Annotated in this window: 17 protein-coding genes; 9 read left to right on the top strand and 8 right to left on the bottom strand. The window is 35.5% G+C overall.

What is annotated here, in order from left to right:
* Positions 1-8 precede the first annotated feature (8 nt).
* Together mnmE and EVI01_RS06085 are read right to left on the bottom strand one after the other, a co-directional pair.
* The gene (mnmE, locus tag EVI01_RS06090) at positions 9-1406 is read right to left on the bottom strand and encodes a tRNA uridine-5-carboxymethylaminomethyl(34) synthesis GTPase MnmE (protein ID WP_010750876.1); all 1398 of its coding nucleotides are present in this window, start codon (positions 1404-1406) and stop codon (positions 9-11) included.
* Positions 1407-1777: 371 nt separating this feature from the next.
* Entirely contained in the window at positions 1778-2926 is a 1149-nt protein-coding gene (locus EVI01_RS06085; RefSeq protein WP_010750875.1) for a hypothetical protein, read from the bottom strand.
* A 348-nt stretch (positions 2927-3274) separates the two neighbouring features.
* Here EVI01_RS06085 and EVI01_RS06080 point away from each other — a divergent pair, with 348 nt between their 5' ends.
* The gene (locus EVI01_RS06080; protein WP_010750874.1) at positions 3275-3613 is read left to right on the top strand and encodes a heavy metal-binding domain-containing protein; all 339 of its coding nucleotides are present in this window, start codon (positions 3275-3277) and stop codon (positions 3611-3613) included.
* A gap of 295 nt (positions 3614-3908) precedes the next feature.
* On the opposite strand, the gene EVI01_RS06075 is transcribed toward EVI01_RS06080, so the two are convergent.
* From EVI01_RS06075 to rpmH, 6 genes are all read right to left on the bottom strand, one after another.
* Positions 3909-5471, bottom strand: a complete 1563-nt coding sequence (locus tag EVI01_RS06075; protein ID WP_010750873.1) for an SH3 domain-containing protein — start codon at positions 5469-5471, stop codon at positions 3909-3911.
* 181 nt (positions 5472-5652) lie between these two features.
* Positions 5653-6264, bottom strand: coding sequence for a BacL2 family protein (gene bacL2, locus EVI01_RS06070; protein WP_010750872.1), 612 nt, complete (start codon positions 6262-6264; stop codon positions 5653-5655).
* A 526-nt stretch (positions 6265-6790) separates the two neighbouring features.
* Positions 6791-7594, bottom strand: coding sequence for an RNA-binding cell elongation regulator Jag/EloR (jag, locus tag EVI01_RS06065; protein WP_010750871.1), 804 nt, complete (start codon positions 7592-7594; stop codon positions 6791-6793).
* A 14-nt stretch (positions 7595-7608) separates the two neighbouring features.
* Positions 7609-8430, bottom strand: coding sequence for a YidC/Oxa1 family membrane protein insertase (locus EVI01_RS06060; protein ID WP_010750870.1), 822 nt, complete (start codon positions 8428-8430; stop codon positions 7609-7611).
* Positions 8427-8783 (bottom strand): ribonuclease P protein component, encoded by a 357-nt coding sequence (rnpA, locus tag EVI01_RS06055; protein ID WP_010750869.1) that lies wholly within the window; start codon positions 8781-8783, stop codon positions 8427-8429. Before rnpA ends, EVI01_RS06060 begins: the two co-directional genes overlap by 4 nt.
* Before the next feature lie 116 nt (positions 8784-8899).
* Positions 8900-9034 (bottom strand): 50S ribosomal protein L34, encoded by a 135-nt coding sequence (gene rpmH, locus EVI01_RS06050; protein ID WP_002293121.1) that lies wholly within the window; start codon positions 9032-9034, stop codon positions 8900-8902.
* A 532-nt stretch (positions 9035-9566) separates the two neighbouring features.
* Here rpmH and dnaA point away from each other — a divergent pair.
* The 8 genes from dnaA (at position 9567) to ssb (ending at position 19313) form a co-directional block, all read left to right on the top strand.
* Positions 9567-10901, top strand: coding sequence for a chromosomal replication initiator protein DnaA (gene dnaA / locus EVI01_RS06040; protein WP_010750868.1), 1335 nt, complete (start codon positions 9567-9569; stop codon positions 10899-10901).
* Positions 10902-11089: 188 nt separating this feature from the next.
* Positions 11090-12220 carry a DNA polymerase III subunit beta gene (gene dnaN / locus EVI01_RS06035; RefSeq protein ID WP_010750867.1) on the top strand — a complete coding sequence of 377 codons (1131 nt, stop codon included), beginning with the start codon at positions 11090-11092 and terminating at the stop codon, positions 12218-12220.
* A 216-nt stretch (positions 12221-12436) separates the two neighbouring features.
* Complete coding sequence (gene yaaA, locus EVI01_RS06030; protein ID WP_010750866.1) at positions 12437-12679, top strand: S4 domain-containing protein YaaA; 243 nt, start codon at positions 12437-12439, stop codon at positions 12677-12679.
* Positions 12666-13787 (top strand): DNA replication/repair protein RecF, encoded by a 1122-nt coding sequence (gene recF, locus EVI01_RS06025; RefSeq protein WP_010750865.1) that lies wholly within the window; start codon positions 12666-12668, stop codon positions 13785-13787. Before yaaA ends, recF begins: the two co-directional genes overlap by 14 nt.
* Complete coding sequence (gene gyrB, locus EVI01_RS06020; protein WP_010750864.1) at positions 13788-15734, top strand: DNA topoisomerase (ATP-hydrolyzing) subunit B; 1947 nt, start codon at positions 13788-13790, stop codon at positions 15732-15734.
* A 19-nt stretch (positions 15735-15753) separates the two neighbouring features.
* Positions 15754-18252 (top strand): DNA gyrase subunit A, encoded by a 2499-nt coding sequence (gene gyrA, locus EVI01_RS06015; protein WP_010750863.1) that lies wholly within the window; start codon positions 15754-15756, stop codon positions 18250-18252.
* Between the two features lie 197 nt (positions 18253-18449).
* Positions 18450-18749, top strand: a complete 300-nt coding sequence (rpsF, locus tag EVI01_RS06010) for a 30S ribosomal protein S6 (RefSeq protein WP_010750862.1) — start codon at positions 18450-18452, stop codon at positions 18747-18749.
* Between the two features lie 51 nt (positions 18750-18800).
* The gene (gene ssb, locus EVI01_RS06005; protein ID WP_010750861.1) at positions 18801-19313 is read left to right on the top strand and encodes a single-stranded DNA-binding protein; all 513 of its coding nucleotides are present in this window, start codon (positions 18801-18803) and stop codon (positions 19311-19313) included.
* Positions 19314-19326 lie beyond the last annotated feature (13 nt).

The following is a 19326-nucleotide window of genomic DNA, read 5'->3' as shown; positions in this document are numbered from 1 at the left end:
TCCTCCTTTTATTTTCCTAAACAAAATTGACTGAATAACTGAGTGATCAATTCATCTTGCACACTGTCTCCTACGACTTCACCTAAATAATCCCAGCAACGTGTCATATCAATTTGCACTAAATCAACTGGCATTCCCAATTCAATTCCTGAAATGACTTCTTCTAAGGAAATAGCGGCTTTTTCAAGTAAGGCAATGTGTCGGGTATTAGATACATAAGTGGCATCTCTTTCGCCTGTTTGACCACCAAAAAATAAGTCAGAAATTGCTAGTTCTAATTGATCTAACCCATCATTTTTGGCTACCGAAACAACAAATACAGGGTCATTAGCTACCCACTGAGCTAGTTTTTCTTTTTCTAATTTTTGAGGCAAATCTGTTTTATTTAAAAGAATGATCCGTTTCAATCCTTTTGTCGCTTCTAATAATTGTTCATCCTCTTTTGTCAATAACTCACTTTGATTCAAGACCAATAAAACCAAATCAGCTTCCGATAATGCTTTTCTACTTCTTTCGACACCGATACGTTCAACAACATCTTCTGTTTCACGAATCCCTGCTGTATCAATTAATTTTAATGGTACACCGCGCACGTTGACGTATTCTTCAATCACGTCACGAGTCGTTCCAGCAATATCGGTCACGATTGCTTTTTCTTCTTGTAGTAAATGATTCAATAAGCTAGACTTTCCTACATTAGGTCGCCCAATAATTGCGGTACTTAAGCCCTCACGAAGCACTTTTCCTTGTTTCGAAGTCGCAAGTAATTGTTGAATTTGCTGTTGGATCATTGTTGCTTTTTCAAGTAATAACCTTGTCGTTAATTCTTCAACATCATCATATTCAGGATAATCAATGTTTACTTCAACTTGCGCTAACGTTTCTAAGATTTCTTGTCTTAATGAACGAATCAAAGAAGATAGATTGCCATCTAATTGATTTAAAGCTAATCCCATTGCTTTGTCTGTCTTTGCCCGAATCAAATCCATCACAGCTTCTGCTTGAGAGAGATCCACCCGGCCGTTTAAGAAAGCACGTTTCGTAAATTCACCAGGTTCAGCAAGTCTTGCACCTTCACGCAATAATAGTTGCAATATTTGATTGACAACGACAATCCCACCATGACAATTGATTTCTACCACATCTTCACGAGTAAACGTTTTTGGTGCTAGCATAATTGAAATCATGACTTCATCCACTAATTGTTGTGTTTTTGGATCAATAATATGACCATAATGAATGGTATGACTAGGTACTTCAAGTAAGCTTTTCTTGCCACAACGATATACTTTATCGGCTATCGCTACTGCTTGATCACCACTAAGTCGGACAATACTAATTGCGCCTTCTCCTGGCGGTGTAGAGATTGCAGCAATCGTATCAAATTCTAAAGTAATCTCAGCCATCTTTTCACTCCTTTTTGATTTTACGCACAAAAAAAGTGCCCACTTCACCCTTTGCAATAAATGGTGAACTTCGCACTTTGACTGCTTGTTCTCGATTAAATTCTGGTCATAGATTATCATATCTATAAAAAGGAATCAAGTCTTTTTACAGCATGAGTAAAATAACTTTAAGAGTGTATCATGCTTTTTTTCTAAGTGTTCTGCTGAAAAAAAAACTATTTTTTTGAGTTAAATCGGACAGGTTAATCATTTAATTTTTGTGATTATCCATACTTATATCTTAAAACAACCAGACAAGCTCCTTCGTAAAAATTTTTCTAGCAATACTTCATTACAACAGCAAAAAAAGCCGGCTTTTATACACTCAAGTTCTAGCATCTGGATTGGTTCCCAAAAATTTGGTTTACTTTAGGCATATGGCTTGGTTTCTTTCCTTTGTAAATCTCAGAGATTCCCTGATTAATCTGTCTACTCTCAGATTTTCTAATTTTCATTTTTGTATTAATTTTTTTACTTCTATCAATGATAATTTCCAATTGTTTTTTTTCTTCACTATATTTTTCATAAGATTTCGTTAGATAATTCAGCATATCATTTTTATTTAGGTTCTTTTCAAAATTCGAAGTTTCAATTTCTTTTAAAAATAATTCTTTAAATTTATCTCGCCAACCTGAATCCATTTTTGCGGTAAAGAAAGGATCTATTGATGTCTTCTCTTTTGGAGCTAGCAGATATCTTAAAGCAGCATCCAGATTATTAATATGACAGTTTCCTTGCAAATATTGCGAAGTACCGACAGTATTGATAAATTCTTTTTCAGTTGCATGTTTACCAAGCTTTACTATAGGATAGCGGTCTTTTTTATAGGTTGAAAAAAGATTGAAAATATCATACCCCTTAATATGTCCTCTTCCTATACGTAAAGCTTTTGTAATTCGCTTAATATTTTCCTTTGTAGCATCAAATTTATACTGATAAATAGTTTTTATTTGTTTCTGTTCCTTATTTATGTATATTTCGTTTATATCCTCTAGAAGATATCCCGCCTTATCACAAATGCTGACAAGAATTTTCTCTTGCTCTTTTGTAATAATCGCACTTACTCCATGAAATTGATCCCCTTTGTCCTGTGTGATCTTAAGCGTAATCGGTATGACCAGAAAGCTATCTGCTTGATCGTTTTTCAGATTCTTGATATAAACATCTATTAATCGAGAGTCACAGGAACATTCGATACTTTTTTGTAATGAGTTTTGAGTCTTCTGTATATTTAAATGAGCAAATTCTTCTGGATGTTTTTGAGTCATTTTTTTGTATAAATCCATCCATTCAATAATAAAATGAGGACCAAAACCTTCTGTTTCGCCCATATTATTAGACATCAAATTCAAATGTTGTAAAAAAACACTACTCATATGCAACGGGTATTCTGGACTTTTCTTATACTTTTCCCTTGATTTCTCTACTTTTTCTTGATACTTTTTTATCTTTTTGTCTGTCTGCTTATTTAACAATCCCACTTCATTTTCTCTTCCTTTCTAACTCTTTTTTTTCATTTAGTGTGACCAATCATCCGCTTTTTCTTTGTCTAAAGTTTTCCAACCAATTATCCAATAGTGTTATCATGAGAGCTAAACAACATAAAAAAACAAGAACTATTATTTCCTCTAAAAATAAGAACTGTTTAACTCATTTTACTTTAATTATCTATAACAAAGAAATTTTATTGATTAATTATCCTCACCTTTTTTTTTCAAATTTTGAAATAATCGAACACTTTTTTTACTTCATCTTTTCTCTTTTATAAAAAAAAGGTAAACTTAAATGGTAACGCTACCTACAAGATTACTTTTGAAAGGAGAGGAATGATGAATCAGTTTAAATCTACCGCATTCCACGAGGAGAATGATTCAAGAATTGATGAGGTCACTTTATCTACAGGAAATATCAACCAAAAATACATCGTGCGTGATATTGCCTTTGTCGTTGAATGTTTTGAAGCTGACTTATGTGATCCAAACTTTAAGACAGAAGATCTATTTTTAACAACAAAACGTAAATTAAAAAAGAAAGCGCTAGAATATGGTGCAAATGCCGTAATTAATTGTCACTTTGAATACCAGCAACGTACTCGCGACAATAAACAATTATTAGAACTCTTTGCCTATGGTACAGTCATTCAATTTGTCCAAACCACCATTGGTTAATATATTTCTGATAAAATAAAGTAAATAGGATAACGAAGCAAAGTTTATCCGTTTAGCGCTTCAACTTTTTTGACCTCTTCCTATCATAACCCAAGATTTCTCTAAACTTTTTTGAGAAATCTTAGGTTTTTTACTCCTGAAAAAGTTATGATTTGAATCACTGAATGATGTCAAAATTTTCTGCCTGAGTAAGTTAACTTCTATTAGTATTCATCTGTCCAGTAATAAAAAAGGCTAGGAATTTTTAGTTCCGTAGCCTTCTATTTATTTAAACATGGTTTCGTTTAACTATTCGCTATTCAATGGTTCCAAATGTCTCACCATTTTGTACTCGCCATGCCACGTAACGACGCAATCCAGAATAAGCAACATAACTTAACCAAACATAACCATCATTGACCACATAGGAATCATACACAAGGCTATCTCCGCTCGTATACTGGGCTAAAATATTCCCTTTTGTACTTGGATAATCACGCACATTGATAGTCATAGCTGGAAAGAACTGTCCACTTTCAGGAATACGTTCAAAATCACCGGTAGCTCCTCCTGGTATCGTTCCAAAAGTTTCTCCCCCCTCTACTCGCCACGCTACATAACGTCGTAATCCGGAATAAGCAATATAACTCAACCAAACATAACCATCGTTGATCACATAGGAATCATACACAAAGCTATCTCCGCTTGTATACTGGGCTAAAATATTTCCTTTTGTACTTGGATAATCACGCACGTTCAATGTTGTATTAGGATAAAAAGTACCGATCTCGTTGATTCTAGTAAAACTTTCATTTGTCCCTGGATTATTAATTTCTGGGTCTACTATTCCAGTCGTACTACTATCAATCGCCTCTAATTTACCTGGATTTTGTTTTTCGAGGGCGTTGTAAGTTGGAATTAACAAATTACGGTAATTATCGTAACCCGTAGCAGCATAATCACTCGATGCCCCGCCCACACGAAACAATCCTTTACAAAATTCTTCAATCATTGTTTTTCCTTCAACATTATATAATCCATTTCGTTTAGATAATATAAATGTATAAGCTTTGAAGTAGTCATTCATTGTTTCAAAGTGGACATAGTATCCTCCTTCTCCAACTGGACGAGCTGTCCCTCTACGCATGTTAATCCCAAGATCACTTGGTGCGGTAAATGGTTCTGATACTCCACTCCAATTATTATCCACGCTTCCTACCGTTGATGTATTTGGATCCCCCCAATGACTTTCAATAAACATTTGGGCAATTAAAAAGCTTGGTTTTATATTGTATTTTAATGCATGTTCTATCACCAGACGGATATTGTTTTGGGTAAGAGTATAACCTGCATTTACTAATGATCCAGAATTATATACTGAGCTTCCAGAACCAGAGTAGCTAGGGCGTGCAAAACCACGGATATAGCCATTCCCGACACTGTAAGTATTTCGACGAACTGAACTTCCTGAGTTCCCTTCAATTGTGGTAATTATATTTCCTATAACACTTTCTACAATACCGATATGATCGCCCCAAGCGTTATTTGGTTGAAAATTTTTACTCCAAGCAAATGTAATAATATCGCCAGGTTTTGGAATGATGGTTCCATCTTCAATCCAAATCCCTAGCTTTTTAAAAATTTGAATATGTCGCTCTACTCCACATTCTCTTCCGATTAAATCTGTCGCACCAGTTTTTATCGCTAGAAAACTTACAAATGTATCACACCAATCATCGTAATAGGTAACCTGATAACCTTGTGGCAATGGCTTAATACTGTTATACGTATTAACAATGGAATGATGTTCATCCGATCCTTGTACCACACCTACGTATTTTCTTGCTTCATTTAGCATTTGTTCTGCAGTTGTTGTCATGATTAAATTCTCCTCTTTTTCAAAATTTATATTGTGCAATAAATCACTTGTTTTTTCTTTATAAAATACTTTCGATTGTTTTTATCGGCTCTTTCCCCCTTTCTTTTTCTAATTAGTGATTTCCATACACGTCTTATATGTCTATCATTTCTAATTTTTGTGACAAAAAAGAAATGAAAGACTAAGAGATATATTTCAAAAAAGATTCTTTAATTCGCTGACATTTTTTCCTTGTCTTAGCATCATAAGTCTGACTAATTCCTAGAAGGAGACAAATTTCTTTAGGTGAGTAACCTAAAGAAAGAAGTTCAATAAAAGTTCCTTTAAAAGGGTCTAATTTTTTAAAATTTTCTATTAATAATTTTTCTTCAATAAAAACCTCTGCGTTGTCATAGATGGTGTACTGTGTATTGTTATTCAATGTTTCAAGTTCTTCCCATCTTGTCACTCCATAAGTTACTCCGTTTTTATCAAATTTTTTATTTCCTGTTTTCTTGTATTGATTCCAAGTTTTTTTCTCAGCAATGAAAATCCTTCTTAAAGCCACATTTTTAAAAGTAGAGGTACGAATATTTCTAAAGTCTTCTATTCCCTGCCAAATGGCAAGCATAAGATTGCTATAAAAATCTTCAAAGGGAATGAATACACCATTCGATCGTGCTTTAAATACAAAATTATGTGCGCAAGTTTTGATATAAGGGTCTAATTTTTTGATCATTAATTCTAAAATCGCTTCATCATTTGTTTGATAATATTTTTTTAATGCATCCTCTACTGTTTTCCAATCAAGCATTTACGTCACACTTCCTTCACTTTTTTGAAAAGTATGTCGTTGCTATTTGGTACTTTGTGACATATAAATTGTTATCTAACAAAAAACAAGCTAATTCCGTTATTCATACACGAAAAAACTAACCTCAAAAACCTTAGTTATCAGGCCTTGAGGTTAGTTTATTTAGGCATATGTACCCATTAGAATGAAATAAAAAACAATAAGTTTAAGTTTTTTCAGGTAAGTCAATTTTTATTTTTGAAATGGACATCTGTGACCAAACTTATAAGATAATGGAAACAACAACTATACTGCTCATCAAAAAGCGAAGAAAGCCTCAGTTGACACTCTGTATTTTTCTCTCAAGTCTTTACTGAAACAATCCTCAAATTTTTAAAAATAATTATACAAAAAAAGCGCATGAAGCCAGGCTTCATGCGCTTTCTTGTACCAAAGTAAGACTACTTAAACATCGTATACTCCGATAAGAATGATTTCTACTAAAATATACTTTGTTTAAAAAAGTTTGTCAATGTTTAATCCTTTGTTAACCTAAATCGTCACTTACTGTTAGACGCTTTTTAACAGGCTCTACAACAAGGTAACGATAAGGTTCATCCCCTTCAGAATGAGTTTTAACATATTCATTCTTACTTAAAACTGCGTGAATTTGTTTTCTTTCAAAAGCGGGCATCGGTTCTAAAAATACCGGTTGTCCAGTTCGAATTGCCTTTTCGGCGGTACGATCTGCCAGACGTTGAATAATTTCTTGTCTTTTTTCGCGGTAGTTCCCGACATTCACAACCACAGATAATTTATTTTTGGCCATACGATGGATAAAAACTTGTGCTAAATACTGTAATGCATTTAATGTTTTTCCATGTTTCCCAATTAAAATCCCCTGTTTTTGCGTTTCTAATTGAAAAACGATGAGATTTGTCTCTCGCTTTATTTTTACTAATGCAGGAGCTTCCAATTGTTTCGTAATGTTCGTCAGATAGACTGCTAATTCCGTTAAAGCTGCTTCATCACCTAACTCACTTACTTCTTCTTGCACTTCTTTTGATTTTTCTTCAATGAAGGTTTCTGTTGTTTCTGTTGTTTCAGTTTCTTCTAAAGTTTTTTCTGAAGGTTCTTCTAAAACTTCTTCCACCGTTTCTTCAATTGCTTCTGAAATAGTCTCACTAATAGAAGGTTCTATCTTAAGTTGGGCGTTTTTCCGTCCAATTCCAAGAAATCCCTTCTTGCCTTCATCAAGTATTTCGATTTCTACTTCTTCTTTATCCAACCCTAAATCTTTCAACCCAAGTTGGAGCGCTTCATCAATTGTCGCAGCTTCATAAATCGGCATTAGCATTCCCTCCCTTATTTTTTACGTTTTTTCTTTGGACTCATTGCTTTTTTCAATGCTCGTTCTTTTTCACGAATACGTTGTGCTTCTTCTTCTCGCTCTTTTCTAATTTTAAATGGATTATTAATAATGAGCGTTTGCACGACTTGAAAAGCATTTGATATTACCCAGTACAAGGACAGACCACTTGCTAGATTTACCCCCATGACTAAGATCATCACCGGCATAGCAAAATTCATGATCTTCATTGACGCATTGGATTCAATTTGGCTCATACTACTTAAGTACGTACTTGCAAAGGTAAATACTGCGGCAAGAATTGGTAAAATAAACGTTGGATCAGCTGTTCCTAGGTTTAACCATAAAAAATGACCTTGTTTTAATTCTGGTACCCGTGAAATAGATTGCCATAACGCCATCAAAATCGGCATCTGTACTAATAACGGTAAACATCCAGCATAGGGATTGACGTTGTTTTCAGCATACAATCTTTGCTGTGCCTCACGTAATTTACTTTGTGTTTCAGGATCCTTTGAGCTGTATTCTTGTTGCAGTGCTTTTAGTTTGGGTTGAAGTTCTTGGGTTTTTCGCATGCTTTTTGTTTGAAAATGCATCAAAGGCATTAAGATCACACGAATGATTAAAGTAAACAAAATAATCCCAATTCCTGCATTACCAAAAGACAGCGCCTTAATCGCCTCTGCAAAATAATAAACGATGTAGCGATCCCAAATTCCTGTACTTTGTGCACTTACTTCCCCAGTTCCACAACCAGACAAGACGATGACTAAACTAATAATGCCTGCCATTAAAAGTAAACGTTTGTATTTCTTCACTCACTCTTTTCCTCTCTATCGATTATTTTTGCAAGTTTTAAGACATGGACTAGATTGGAACGAATTTCATCGTAAGTTAGTCCCTTGACACTTGGTCTTGCAATCACGATAAAATCCAATTCCGGATCGATCCTATCTTTTATAGAATAGATCGCCGCACGAATCTTACGCTTTACATCATTACGGTACACAGCATTGCCTACTTTTTTACCGACTGAAAGCCCCACACGAAAATGCGGCTGTTCTTTTTTTTCTAATCGATAAACAACAAATTTACGATTGGCAAATGATGTCCCTGTATGAAATACGTTTTGAAATTCTCGTTCTTTCTTCACTCGATACGCTTTTTTCATTCGCTTTCTTTCCTTTACTATCTCTCACTTACGTCCATAATCATAACATATTCCTGTTGTTCGTTCATCATTTCCCTAAAAAAGGACATAAAAAAAACCACTGTAACCCCAGTGGCTTAAGCTGAAAGAACTTTTCTTCCTTTACGGCGACGACTAGCTAAAACACGACGACCATTTTTAGTGCTCATACGTTTACGGAATCCGTGAACTTTTTGACGTTTACGTTTATTTGGTTGGTATGTTCTTTTCATGTATTCCACCTCCAAAATTTCTTATCTACTGTTTAAACACAGACATACTTTGATAGTATAACGACAAATGAGCTATTTTGTCAATATAAAATAAAAGGAAACTTCTCAAAATGATCCTTTCGTTTTTCCACAATTCTTTTTTTTCGCGTGTGATTTCGTTGTGGAAAAAGTTATACACAATAAATATCCACAACGAAAAACACCCCCTTTTTACACAGAATAAACAGCTGTAAAAAAAATAATCCACAACCTCCTATTTTCTTGTGAATTAACGCTTAAAACTATTGATAAATTCATGTTTTTTATCCACAGTCACATAAGTAAATCTTTACATTTCTCCTAATTATCCACCTGTTAATTACTCATGTGGATAACTATTTTTCCTCGTTGTGATTTTTTCTTTATTTGTTCCTTTTAATTTTGTGGATAATTGTAAATAAAAAATTTTTTCCTTTCTTTCTGTGGAAAACTATAAAGAAAAATGATAAATTAGTACTAGTTATTCACTTTTTAATGAAGGAGGAAGCCTTATATGGTATCCCTCGATGCTTTATGGAACGAATTAAAGACAAATTATCAAAAAGATCTTTCTCCAGCGAGTTATAATACGTGGATTGAAACTGCTCATCCTCGTTCGCTGGATCAGAGTCAATTAGTGGTCGAAGTCCCAAGTAAAATTCACAAAGAATATTGGGAAAAAAACCTGACAACAAAAATTGTTGAAGTTGGCTATATGTTAACAGGAAAAGAGATCATCCCACGTTTTGTCACGGGTGATGAAGTCGAGCAAGAAATCGTTGAAGAAATAAAAAGTCCAAAAATCTCTATAGCTAATCCAATAAAAAAGGCGATGTTAAATTCTAAATACACATTTGACACTTTTGTTATTGGAAAAGGTAACCAAATGGCACATGCTGCAGCTTTAGTTGTAGCAGAAGATCCCGGCTCTATTTATAATCCTTTATTCTTTTATGGTGGTGTCGGGCTTGGTAAAACACACTTAATGCATGCAATCGGACATCAAATGCTATTAAGCCAGCCTGATGCAAAGGTCAAATACGTTAGTAGTGAAACATTCGCCAATGATTTTATTAACTCGATCCAAAACAAAACAGCGGAAGAATTTCGCCAAGAATACCGAAATGTTGATCTTTTACTAGTAGATGACATTCAATTTTTTGCTGAAAAAGAAGCCACTCAAGAAGAATTTTTCCATACTTTTAATGCACTTTACAATGAAGGAAAACAAATCGTCTTAACCAGTGATCGCTTACCAAATGAGATACCAAAATTACAAGAACGCTTAGTTTCTCGTTTTGCTTGGGGGCTATCCGTAGACATCACGCCACCCGATTTAGAAACTAGAACAGCTATTTTACGGAAAAAAGCGGCGGCTGAACGTTTAGAAATTCCTGATGATACACTTAGTTATATTGCTGGTCAGATTGATTCCAATATTCGTGAATTAGAAGGAGCATTGGTTCGAGTACAAGCATTTGCAGCAATGAATAGTGAAGATATATCAACTAGTCTAGCAGCTGATGCACTAAAAACGCTAAAATCTGGCAAAGGGCATCCACAGCTTTCTATCTTACAGATCCAAGAAGAAGTAGCAAAATATTACCATATCCAATTAAAGGATCTAAAAGGAAAGAAACGAGTAAAAACAATTGTAGTACCCAGACAAATTGCTATGTATTTAGCCAGAGAATTAACCGATAGTTCTTTACCAAAGATTGGAGCCGAATTTGGAGGCAAAGATCACACAACAGTGATTCATGCTCATGAAAAAATCCAACACTTAATTGAATCGAGTGTCAGCATGCAAAACGAGATATCGGAAATCAAAAATTTTCTTCTAAATTAATTAAAAAAACGAAAAAACGCTTTGTGGATAAAAAGAAAAAAAGAGCAAAAGTTATGCACACCTTTTCCACAGCTGTTTTTTCTTTTATTTCTTACGTTTTCCTAGTTTTCCACAGAATCAACAGTACCTAATACTTTTATTATTTTATATTAACTAATAATAAATCAATAATCTAAAGGAGAGTTCCTATGAAAGTTACTTTAAACCGCGCAAGTTTTATGCAAGAACTGCAAACTGTTCAGCGAGCTATTTCAAGTAAAACAACCATTCCCATTTTGACTGGAGTAAAAATTACTTTGACACAAGAAGGATTAACTCTGACAGGTAGCAATGCAGATATCTCTATTGAAACCTTATTGTCTGTCGAAAATGAAAAAGCTCAAATGCAAATTGAATCCACTGGTTCAATCGTATTACAGGCTCGTTTCTTTAGTGAAATCATTCGACGATTGCCTGAAGATACCTTCACTTTGGAAGTTTTAGAAAACAAACAAGTAGCTATTACTTCAGGAAAAGCAAACTTTTTAGTCAATGGGTTAGATGCAGAGAACTATCCTCATTTGCCTGTAATTGAAAGTCATAATCAAATGAAATTACCTGTTCATGTTCTAACAAAATTAATCAATGAAACAGTTTTTGCTGTTTCTCAGCATGAAAGCCGTCCAATTCTGACGGGAGTTCATTTTATTTTAGAAAATAATTCTCTTTTGGCTGTAGCGACTGACTCACACCGTTTAAGCCAACGAGTGATTCCAGTAGAACAAGCAGCTGATCAATTTGATATTGTCATTCCAGGAAAAAGTTTGACTGAACTTTCTCGTTCTTTAGTCAACGAAGAAGAAATTGTTGAGATCAGCATTATGGAGAATCAAGTGCTTTTTAAAACAGAAAATATGTATTTCTATTCTCGTTTGTTGGAAGGAAACTATCCTGATACCAATCGTCTGATTCCTTCAAGTTTTAATACAGAAGTTGAGTTTTCTGTTCCAAGTTTCCTTGCAGCCATTGAACGTGCTTCCTTGTTGTCTCATGAAGGTCGTAACAATATCGTTCGTTTATCTATCCAATCTGATGCAGTGGTTTTATATGGAAACTCACCTGAAATCGGAAAAGTAGAAGAAAGTTTAAATTATGTAGCAAGTAGTGGCGATCCTTTAGATATTTCATTTAATCCAGATTACATGAAAGCTGCATTACGTGCATTTGGAGACATGAGTATCAAAGTGAAATTTATTTCCTCTATCCGCCCGTTTACCTTAGAACCAACAGAAGAAGGCGAACAATTTATTCAATTGATCACACCAGTACGTACAAATTAAACGAACTTTTCTTGAATATGAAAAGAAAATGAAAAAACAAAAAAGAGAAACAAAAAGCCATAAAATCAATTTTAAGGCTTTTTGTTTCTTTTTGTTTAAATCACCTTTTTTCGCTTAAATCGTCTCATATGGAAAAATATATGGATAAATTTGTTTTCTTCCTTAAAAAAAGGTATAATAGAGTATACATTTATTAATGAAAATGAGGGATGAACATTGAAACAACAAGTCATTCTAAATACAGAATTTATGACGTTGGGTCAAATGCTAAAAGAAGTCACAGTTATTAGCAGTGGTGGACAAGCAAAATGGTATTTAGCTGAAAACACTGTCTTGGTAGACGGCGAACCGGAGAATCGTCGTGGACGAAAACTTTATCCCGGCATGATGGTTGAAGTTCCAGAAGTAGGGACTTTTTTTATGGTAAAAAAAGGAATAAATGATAATGAGGCTGAATAAGCTTTATCTAAAAAATTATCGAAACTATCAGGAATTGCAGATCGAATTTTCTAAAAATCTTGTCATTTTTTTGGGAGAAAATGCACAAGGTAAGACGAATCTTTTAGAAAGCATCTATGTCTTGGCTATGACTAGAAGTCACCGTACAAGTAGTGAACAAGAATTAATTGGATGGTCAGAAGAACAAGCATTGATTCAAGGAGAAGTCAGCAGAGGTTCCTCTAAAATCCCTTTAGAAATTTTACTTTCAAAAAAAGGTCGCAAGACAAAAATTAATTATATTGAACAGAAAAAATTAAGTAGCTATGTTGGGCAATTAAATGTCATATTGTTTGCACCAGAAGACCTTTCGCTTGTGAAAGGTAGCCCGCAAGTCAGACGAAAATTTCTTGATATGGAATTGGGACAAATCAATCCAATTTATCTTTACGATTTGGTGCAATATCAAGGAATCTTAAAACAAAGAAACCAATACTTGAAACAACTAAATGAAAAAAAGCAAACAGATTTACTTTATCTAGATATCTTATCTGAACAGCTGGCTGATTTTGGTAGTAAAGTGCTGAAAGCAAGAGAACAGTTTGTTCAAAGGTTGGAATTTTGGGCGAACACATTGCATCAACAGATTACACAGGAAAAAGAACAGTTAAAGATTGAATATGTTACTGTGTTTTCTTCTTTAAACACGCAGTCACAAGAAGAAATCCAGACACAATTTTTAGAGTTGTTGAATCAAAATAAAAAGAAAGATATGTTTCGTGGAACGACAACGATTGGACCACATCGTGATGATCTTTCTTTTTTCGTCAATCAGAAAAATGTGCAAACTTATGGTTCTCAAGGACAACAAAGAACCACCGCTTTAAGTGTCAAATTGGCTGAGATTGATTTGATCAAAGAGGAAACAGGAGAATATCCAATCCTCTTACTTGATGATGTGATGAGTGAATTAGATGACAATCGACAGCTACACTTATTAAACACAATTGAAGGGAAAGTACAGACGTTCTTAACAACGACGACTCTTGATCATGTAAAAAATAAAATGACCGTTGAACCAGAAGTTTTTTATGTTCAGCAAGGGGAAATAAAAGGAGAAGAAAGCTAAATGGCAGATGAAAGAAGTTTAATCGAACGCGCAAAAGAATATGATGCCAGTCAAATTCAAGTTCTTGAAGGACTTGAAGCCGTTCGAAAACGTCCAGGTATGTATATTGGCTCCACAAGTTCGGAAGGATTACATCACTTGGTATGGGAAATTGTTGATAATTCAATCGATGAAGTACTAGCAGGATTTGCAACAAAAATCCAAGTAGTGATTGAAAAAGATAACAGCATTACGGTAATTGATGATGGTCGAGGAATCCCAGTTGATATTCAGGCGAAGACTGGTCGTCCTGCAGTGGAGACGGTGTTTACTGTGTTGCATGCAGGAGGGAAATTTGGCGGAGGAGGCTATAAAGTATCAGGTGGTCTTCACGGCGTTGGTTCTTCTGTTGTTAATGCACTTTCTACTCAATTGGATGTGAGAGTCTATAAAGATGGAAATGTTTATTATCAGGAATACCGACGTGGTGCTGTGGTAGATGATTTAAAGATTATTGAACAAACTGATCGTCATGGTACAACTGTTCATTTCACGCCTGATCCAGAGATTTTTACGGAGACGACGATTTTTGATTTTAACAAGCTAGCAACACGTGTCCGTGAGTTAGCTTTCTTAAATCGCGGAATGAAAATTTCGATTGAAGATAAGCGCGAAGAAGCCCCTGTTATAAAAGAATATCATTATGATGGTGGAATTAAGAGCTATGTTGAATATTTAAACGCCAATAAAACAGTTATTTTTCCAGAGCCTGTTTACTTAGAAGGCGAACAACAAGACATCACGGTAGAAGTTTCTATGCAATATACAGATGGGTACCATTCGAATATCATGAGTTTTGCCAATAACATCCATACTTATGAAGGTGGGACACATGAATCAGGATTTAAAACAGCTTTGACACGTGTTATTAATGACTATGCACGTAAACAAAAATTAATGAAAGAAAATGATGACAACCTCACTGGAGAAGATGTTCGTGAAGGATTGACAGCTGTTATTTCTATTAAACATCCGGACCCTCAATTTGAAGGCCAAACAAAAACAAAACTTGGTAATTCAGAAGTACGAACTGTAACGGATCGTTTATTCAGTGAGCATTTCATGAAATTCTTGTTAGAAAACCCAAGTGTCGGTCGCCAAATTATAGAAAAAGGGTTACTTGCTTCTAAAGCACGTTTAGCTGCTAAACGTGCGCGTGAAGTAACGAGACGAAAAGGAGCACTGGAAATCAGCAATCTCCCTGGTAAATTAGCAGATTGCTCAAGCAATGATCCAGAAAGATGCGAATTATTCATCGTCGAAGGAGATTCTGCCGGCGGTTCTGCAAAACAAGGAAGAGACAGACAATTTCAAGCAATTTTACCAATCCGTGGGAAAATTTTGAATGTCGAAAAAGCAAGTATGGATAAAATACTTGCCAATGAAGAAATCCGTTCGTTATTTACGGCGATGGGCACAGGCTTTGGTGAAGACTTTGATGTCTCAAAAGCACGTTACCATAAATTAGTCATTATGACGGATGCCGATGTCGATGGTGCACATATCCGTACATTATTGTTGACGTTATTTTATCGTTACATGCGTCCAATTGTGGAAGCAGGCTATGTTTATATTGCGCAACCTCCTTTATACGGAGTGAAACAAGGAAAAAAAATCACGTATGTACAGCCAGGAAAAAATGCTGAGGAAGATTTGAAGCAAGTAGTAGCTTCACTTCCAGCGACACCAAAACCAAGTGTACAACGTTATAAAGGGTTGGGTGAAATGGATGATCACCAACTATGGGAAACAACGATGGATCCAAGTAAACGTATGATGGCGCGTGTCAGTGTCGATGATGCGATTGCAGCTGACCAAATTTTTGAAATGTTAATGGGCGACAGAGTAGAACCTCGTCGTGCCTTTATTGAAGAAAATGCCCATTACGTGAAAAACTTAGATATATAGTCATGAAGGAGGAAAAAAGATGAGTGAAGAAATCAGAGAGAACATCCATGATGTCAATCTAACTAGCGAAATGAAAGACTCCTTCATCGATTATGCGATGAGTGTTATTGTAGCTCGTGCACTACCGGATGTTCGAGATGGTTTAAAACCCGTGCATCGACGTATTTTATACGGGATGAATGAATTAGGTGTGACACCAGATAAAGCCCACAAAAAATCTGCCAGAATTGTTGGGGATGTTATGGGTAAGTATCATCCTCATGGAGACAGTGCCATATATGAATCCATGGTACGGATGGCACAACCATTTAGCTATCGTTATATGCTTGTCGATGGTCACGGAAACTTTGGTTCTGTCGATGGAGACGGAGCAGCGGCCATGCGGTATACCGAAGCTCGGATGAGTAAAATTGCAACAGAAATGTTACGTGATATTAATAAAAATACGGTAGACTTTCAAAGTAACTATGATGACACAGAAAAAGAGCCAATTGTACTTCCTGCACGCTTTCCGAACCTGTTAGTGAATGGTACAACCGGAATTGCGGTCGGAATGGCGACAAATATTCCCCCTCATAATTTATCTGAAGTAGTAGCGGCGATTGATTTATTAATGGATAATCCAGAGGTGACGACGAATGAATTAATGGAAGTCCTACCTGGTCCAGATTTTCCAACAGGTGGACTGGTGATGGGGAAATCTGGTATTCGTCGAGCTTATGAAACAGGGAAAGGTTCCATTACTGTTCGTGCAAAAGTAGAAATTACAGAAATGCCTAATGGAAAAGAACGTATTATCGTTACAGAACTTCCTTATATGGTGAATAAAGCAAAATTAATTGAACGTATTTCTGAATTACACCGAGACAAACGGATTGAAGGTATCACAGATTTACGAGATGAATCTTCTCGTGAAGGCATGCGTATTGTTATTGATATTCGGCGTGATGCAAGTGCATCAGTTATCTTAAATAATTTATATAAACTAACTTCTTTGCAAAATTCATTTGGATTTAATATGTTGGCGATTGAAAAGGGTGTTCCTAAAGTATTAAGTTTAAAACAAATACTTGAAAATTATATCGAACATCAACGAGAAGTCATCACTCGCCGTACAATCTTTGAAAAAGAAAAAGCAGAAGCACGTGCACACATCTTAGAAGGTTTACGGATTGCCTTAGACCATATTGATGAAATTATTGCGATTATTCGTGGTTCTAAATCGGATGATGAAGCAAAATCAACAATGATTGAACGTTTTGAATTATCCGATCGTCAAGCACAAGCGATTTTAGATATGCGTTTACGTCGTTTGACTGGTTTGGAACGTGAGAAAATTGAAAATGAATACCAAGAATTATTGCGTTTGATTGAAGATTTAACAGACATCCTTGCCAGACCAGAACGCGTGACAGAAATTATCAAAACAGAACTCGCTGAATTGAATCAACGTTTTGGTGATAAGCGCCGTACGGAACTACTCGTTGGTGAAGTATTAAGTCTTGAAGATGAAGATTTAATCGAGGAAGAAGAAATCGTTATTACATTAACGAATAATGGTTATATCAAACGTCTAGCAAATAATGAATTTAGAGCTCAACGCCGTGGAGGTCGTGGTGTCCAAGGAATGGGCGTTCATAATGATGATTTTGTCAAAAATCTCGTTTCTTGTTCAACCCATGACACTTTATTGTTCTTCACAAATAACGGAAAAGTTTATCGTGCAAAAGGATATGAAATTCCAGAATATGGGAGAACAGCCAAAGGGATTCCAATTATTAATTTACTTGGAATTGACTCTAGCGAAAAAATCCAAGCAATCATTGCTGTAACTGGGCAAGCAGAAGAAGGACACTATCTTTTCTTTACTACTCGTCAAGGTACTGTTAAACGAACAACAGTCACAGCATTTGCGAATATTAGAAGTAATGGATTGATTGCGATTGGCTTAAAAGAAGAGGACGAATTAGTCAATGTCCTACTTACAGACGGCAAGTCGAATATTATTATTGGTACTCATAATGGCTACTCGGTCACGTTTGCAGAAGAAGCCGTTCGTGATATGGGACGAACAGCATCTGGTGTTAGAGGCATTCGTTTGAGAGAAGATGATTATGTAGTGGGCGCTGCCTTAATGAACGAAGATCATGAAGTCTTAATTATTACTGAAAAAGGATACGGTAAACGAACGAAAGTCACTGAGTATCCAGTGAAAGGACGCGGTGGTAAAGGAATCAAGACTGCCAATATCACTGAAAAAAATGGTCCACTCGCTGGATTAGCAACGGTAGTTGGGAAAGAAGATATTATGATCATTACCGATAAAGGGGTCATCATTCGATTTAATGTATCCACCGTTTCTCAGACAGGACGTGCTACATTAGGCGTGCGCTTAATCAAGATGGAAGCTGATACGAAAGTGGTCACAATGGCGGCAGTTGAACCAGAAGCAACGGAAGAAATAGGTAATTCGACAGAAGTTGTCGGCGAAATATCACCAGATCAACCAGAAGAATAGTAGATGAGAAAAACCTAGAAAACAAAAAAGAAAGGGAGAAACGATCAAAAAATCGAATTTCCCTTTCTTTTTTTGATATCTTGCTTTTTTAGTGACATGCGTGTATAATCAAAGCTTGTGAGTAGTCTAATTTATTAGAAAACTCTCCTTGCTCTTGGGAATCTAAGAGCCGAAAGTCCATAGGGAGGTGAAAATCAATGGAAAATACGAAATATGAAATCATGTACATTATTCGTCCAAACATTGATGAAGAAGCAAAAACTGCTTTAATCGAACGTTTCGATGCAATCTTAAAAGATAATGGAGCGGAAGTTCTAGAATCTAAAGATTGGGAAAAACGCCGTTTAGCGTATGAAATGAACGGTTACCGTGAAGGTATCTATCACATCGTTAAAGTGTCTTCTCCATCATCAGCTAACGCAGTCAATGAATTTGACCGTTTAGCTAAAATCAATGACGATATTATTCGTCACATGATTGTTAAAGAAGAAGCTTAATTTATTGTTTCATGTGAAACAATAGAAAAACGATGAGAGGAGATGATCTTTTTGATTAATAATGTTGTACTAGTTGGACGTCTAACTAAAGATCCGGATTTGCGATATACATCAAGTGGCACTGCAGTAGCAACGTTTACTTTAGCTGTTAATCGTAATTTTACTAGTCAAAACGGCAATCGTGAGGCTGACTTTATTAATTGTGTGATTTGGCGTAAATCAGCAGAGACATTAGCAAACTATGCACGTAAGGGAACTCTCTTAGGCGTGACTGGACGCATTCAAACTCGTTCTTATGATAATCAACAAGGACAAAGAGTATACGTCACAGAAGTAGTTGCTGAGAACTTCCAATTATTGGAAAGTCGTGCTGCATCTGAAAATCGTCAACAAAGTGGCGGTTACCAAAGCTCTGGTCAATCGACAAATGATTTTGGCGGAAGTAATAACTATAATCAAACATCTCAATCATCCAACGGTATGCCTGATTTTGATCGTGATAATTCTGACCCATTTGGTTCAAGTTCAACGATCGACATTTCAGACGATGATTTACCATTCTAAACGAATTTGATAG

It is taken from the genome of Enterococcus villorum, from assembly GCF_007990225.1.
GTDB lineage: Bacteria > Bacillota > Bacilli > Lactobacillales > Enterococcaceae > Enterococcus_B > Enterococcus_B villorum.
The sequence above is the reverse complement of the archived record's forward strand: the minus strand, read 5'-3'. Positions and strand labels throughout refer to the sequence as shown.

Coding starts and splice junctions, on each gene's coding strand:
- mnmE (WP_010750876.1), bottom strand. CDS start 1,406: ATGGCTGAGATTACTTTAGAATTTGATACGATTGCTGCAATCTCTACA.
- EVI01_RS06080 (WP_010750874.1), top strand. CDS start 3,275: ATGAATCAGTTTAAATCTACCGCATTCCACGAGGAGAATGATTCAAGA.
- EVI01_RS06075 (WP_010750873.1), bottom strand. CDS start 5,471: ATGACAACAACTGCAGAACAAATGCTAAATGAAGCAAGAAAATACGTA.
- bacL2 (WP_010750872.1), bottom strand. CDS start 6,264: ATGCTTGATTGGAAAACAGTAGAGGATGCATTAAAAAAATATTATCAA.
- jag (WP_010750871.1), bottom strand. CDS start 7,594: ATGCCGATTTATGAAGCTGCGACAATTGATGAAGCGCTCCAACTTGGG.
- rnpA (WP_010750869.1), bottom strand. CDS start 8,783: ATGAAAAAAGCGTATCGAGTGAAGAAAGAACGAGAATTTCAAAACGTA.
- rpmH (WP_002293121.1), bottom strand. CDS start 9,034: ATGAAAAGAACATACCAACCAAATAAACGTAAACGTCAAAAAGTTCAC.
- dnaA (WP_010750868.1), top strand. CDS start 9,567: ATGGTATCCCTCGATGCTTTATGGAACGAATTAAAGACAAATTATCAA.
- dnaN (WP_010750867.1), top strand. CDS start 11,090: ATGAAAGTTACTTTAAACCGCGCAAGTTTTATGCAAGAACTGCAAACT.
- recF (WP_010750865.1), top strand. CDS start 12,666: ATGAGGCTGAATAAGCTTTATCTAAAAAATTATCGAAACTATCAGGAA.
- gyrB (WP_010750864.1), top strand. CDS start 13,788: ATGGCAGATGAAAGAAGTTTAATCGAACGCGCAAAAGAATATGATGCC.
- gyrA (WP_010750863.1), top strand. CDS start 15,754: ATGAGTGAAGAAATCAGAGAGAACATCCATGATGTCAATCTAACTAGC.
- rpsF (WP_010750862.1), top strand. CDS start 18,450: ATGGAAAATACGAAATATGAAATCATGTACATTATTCGTCCAAACATT.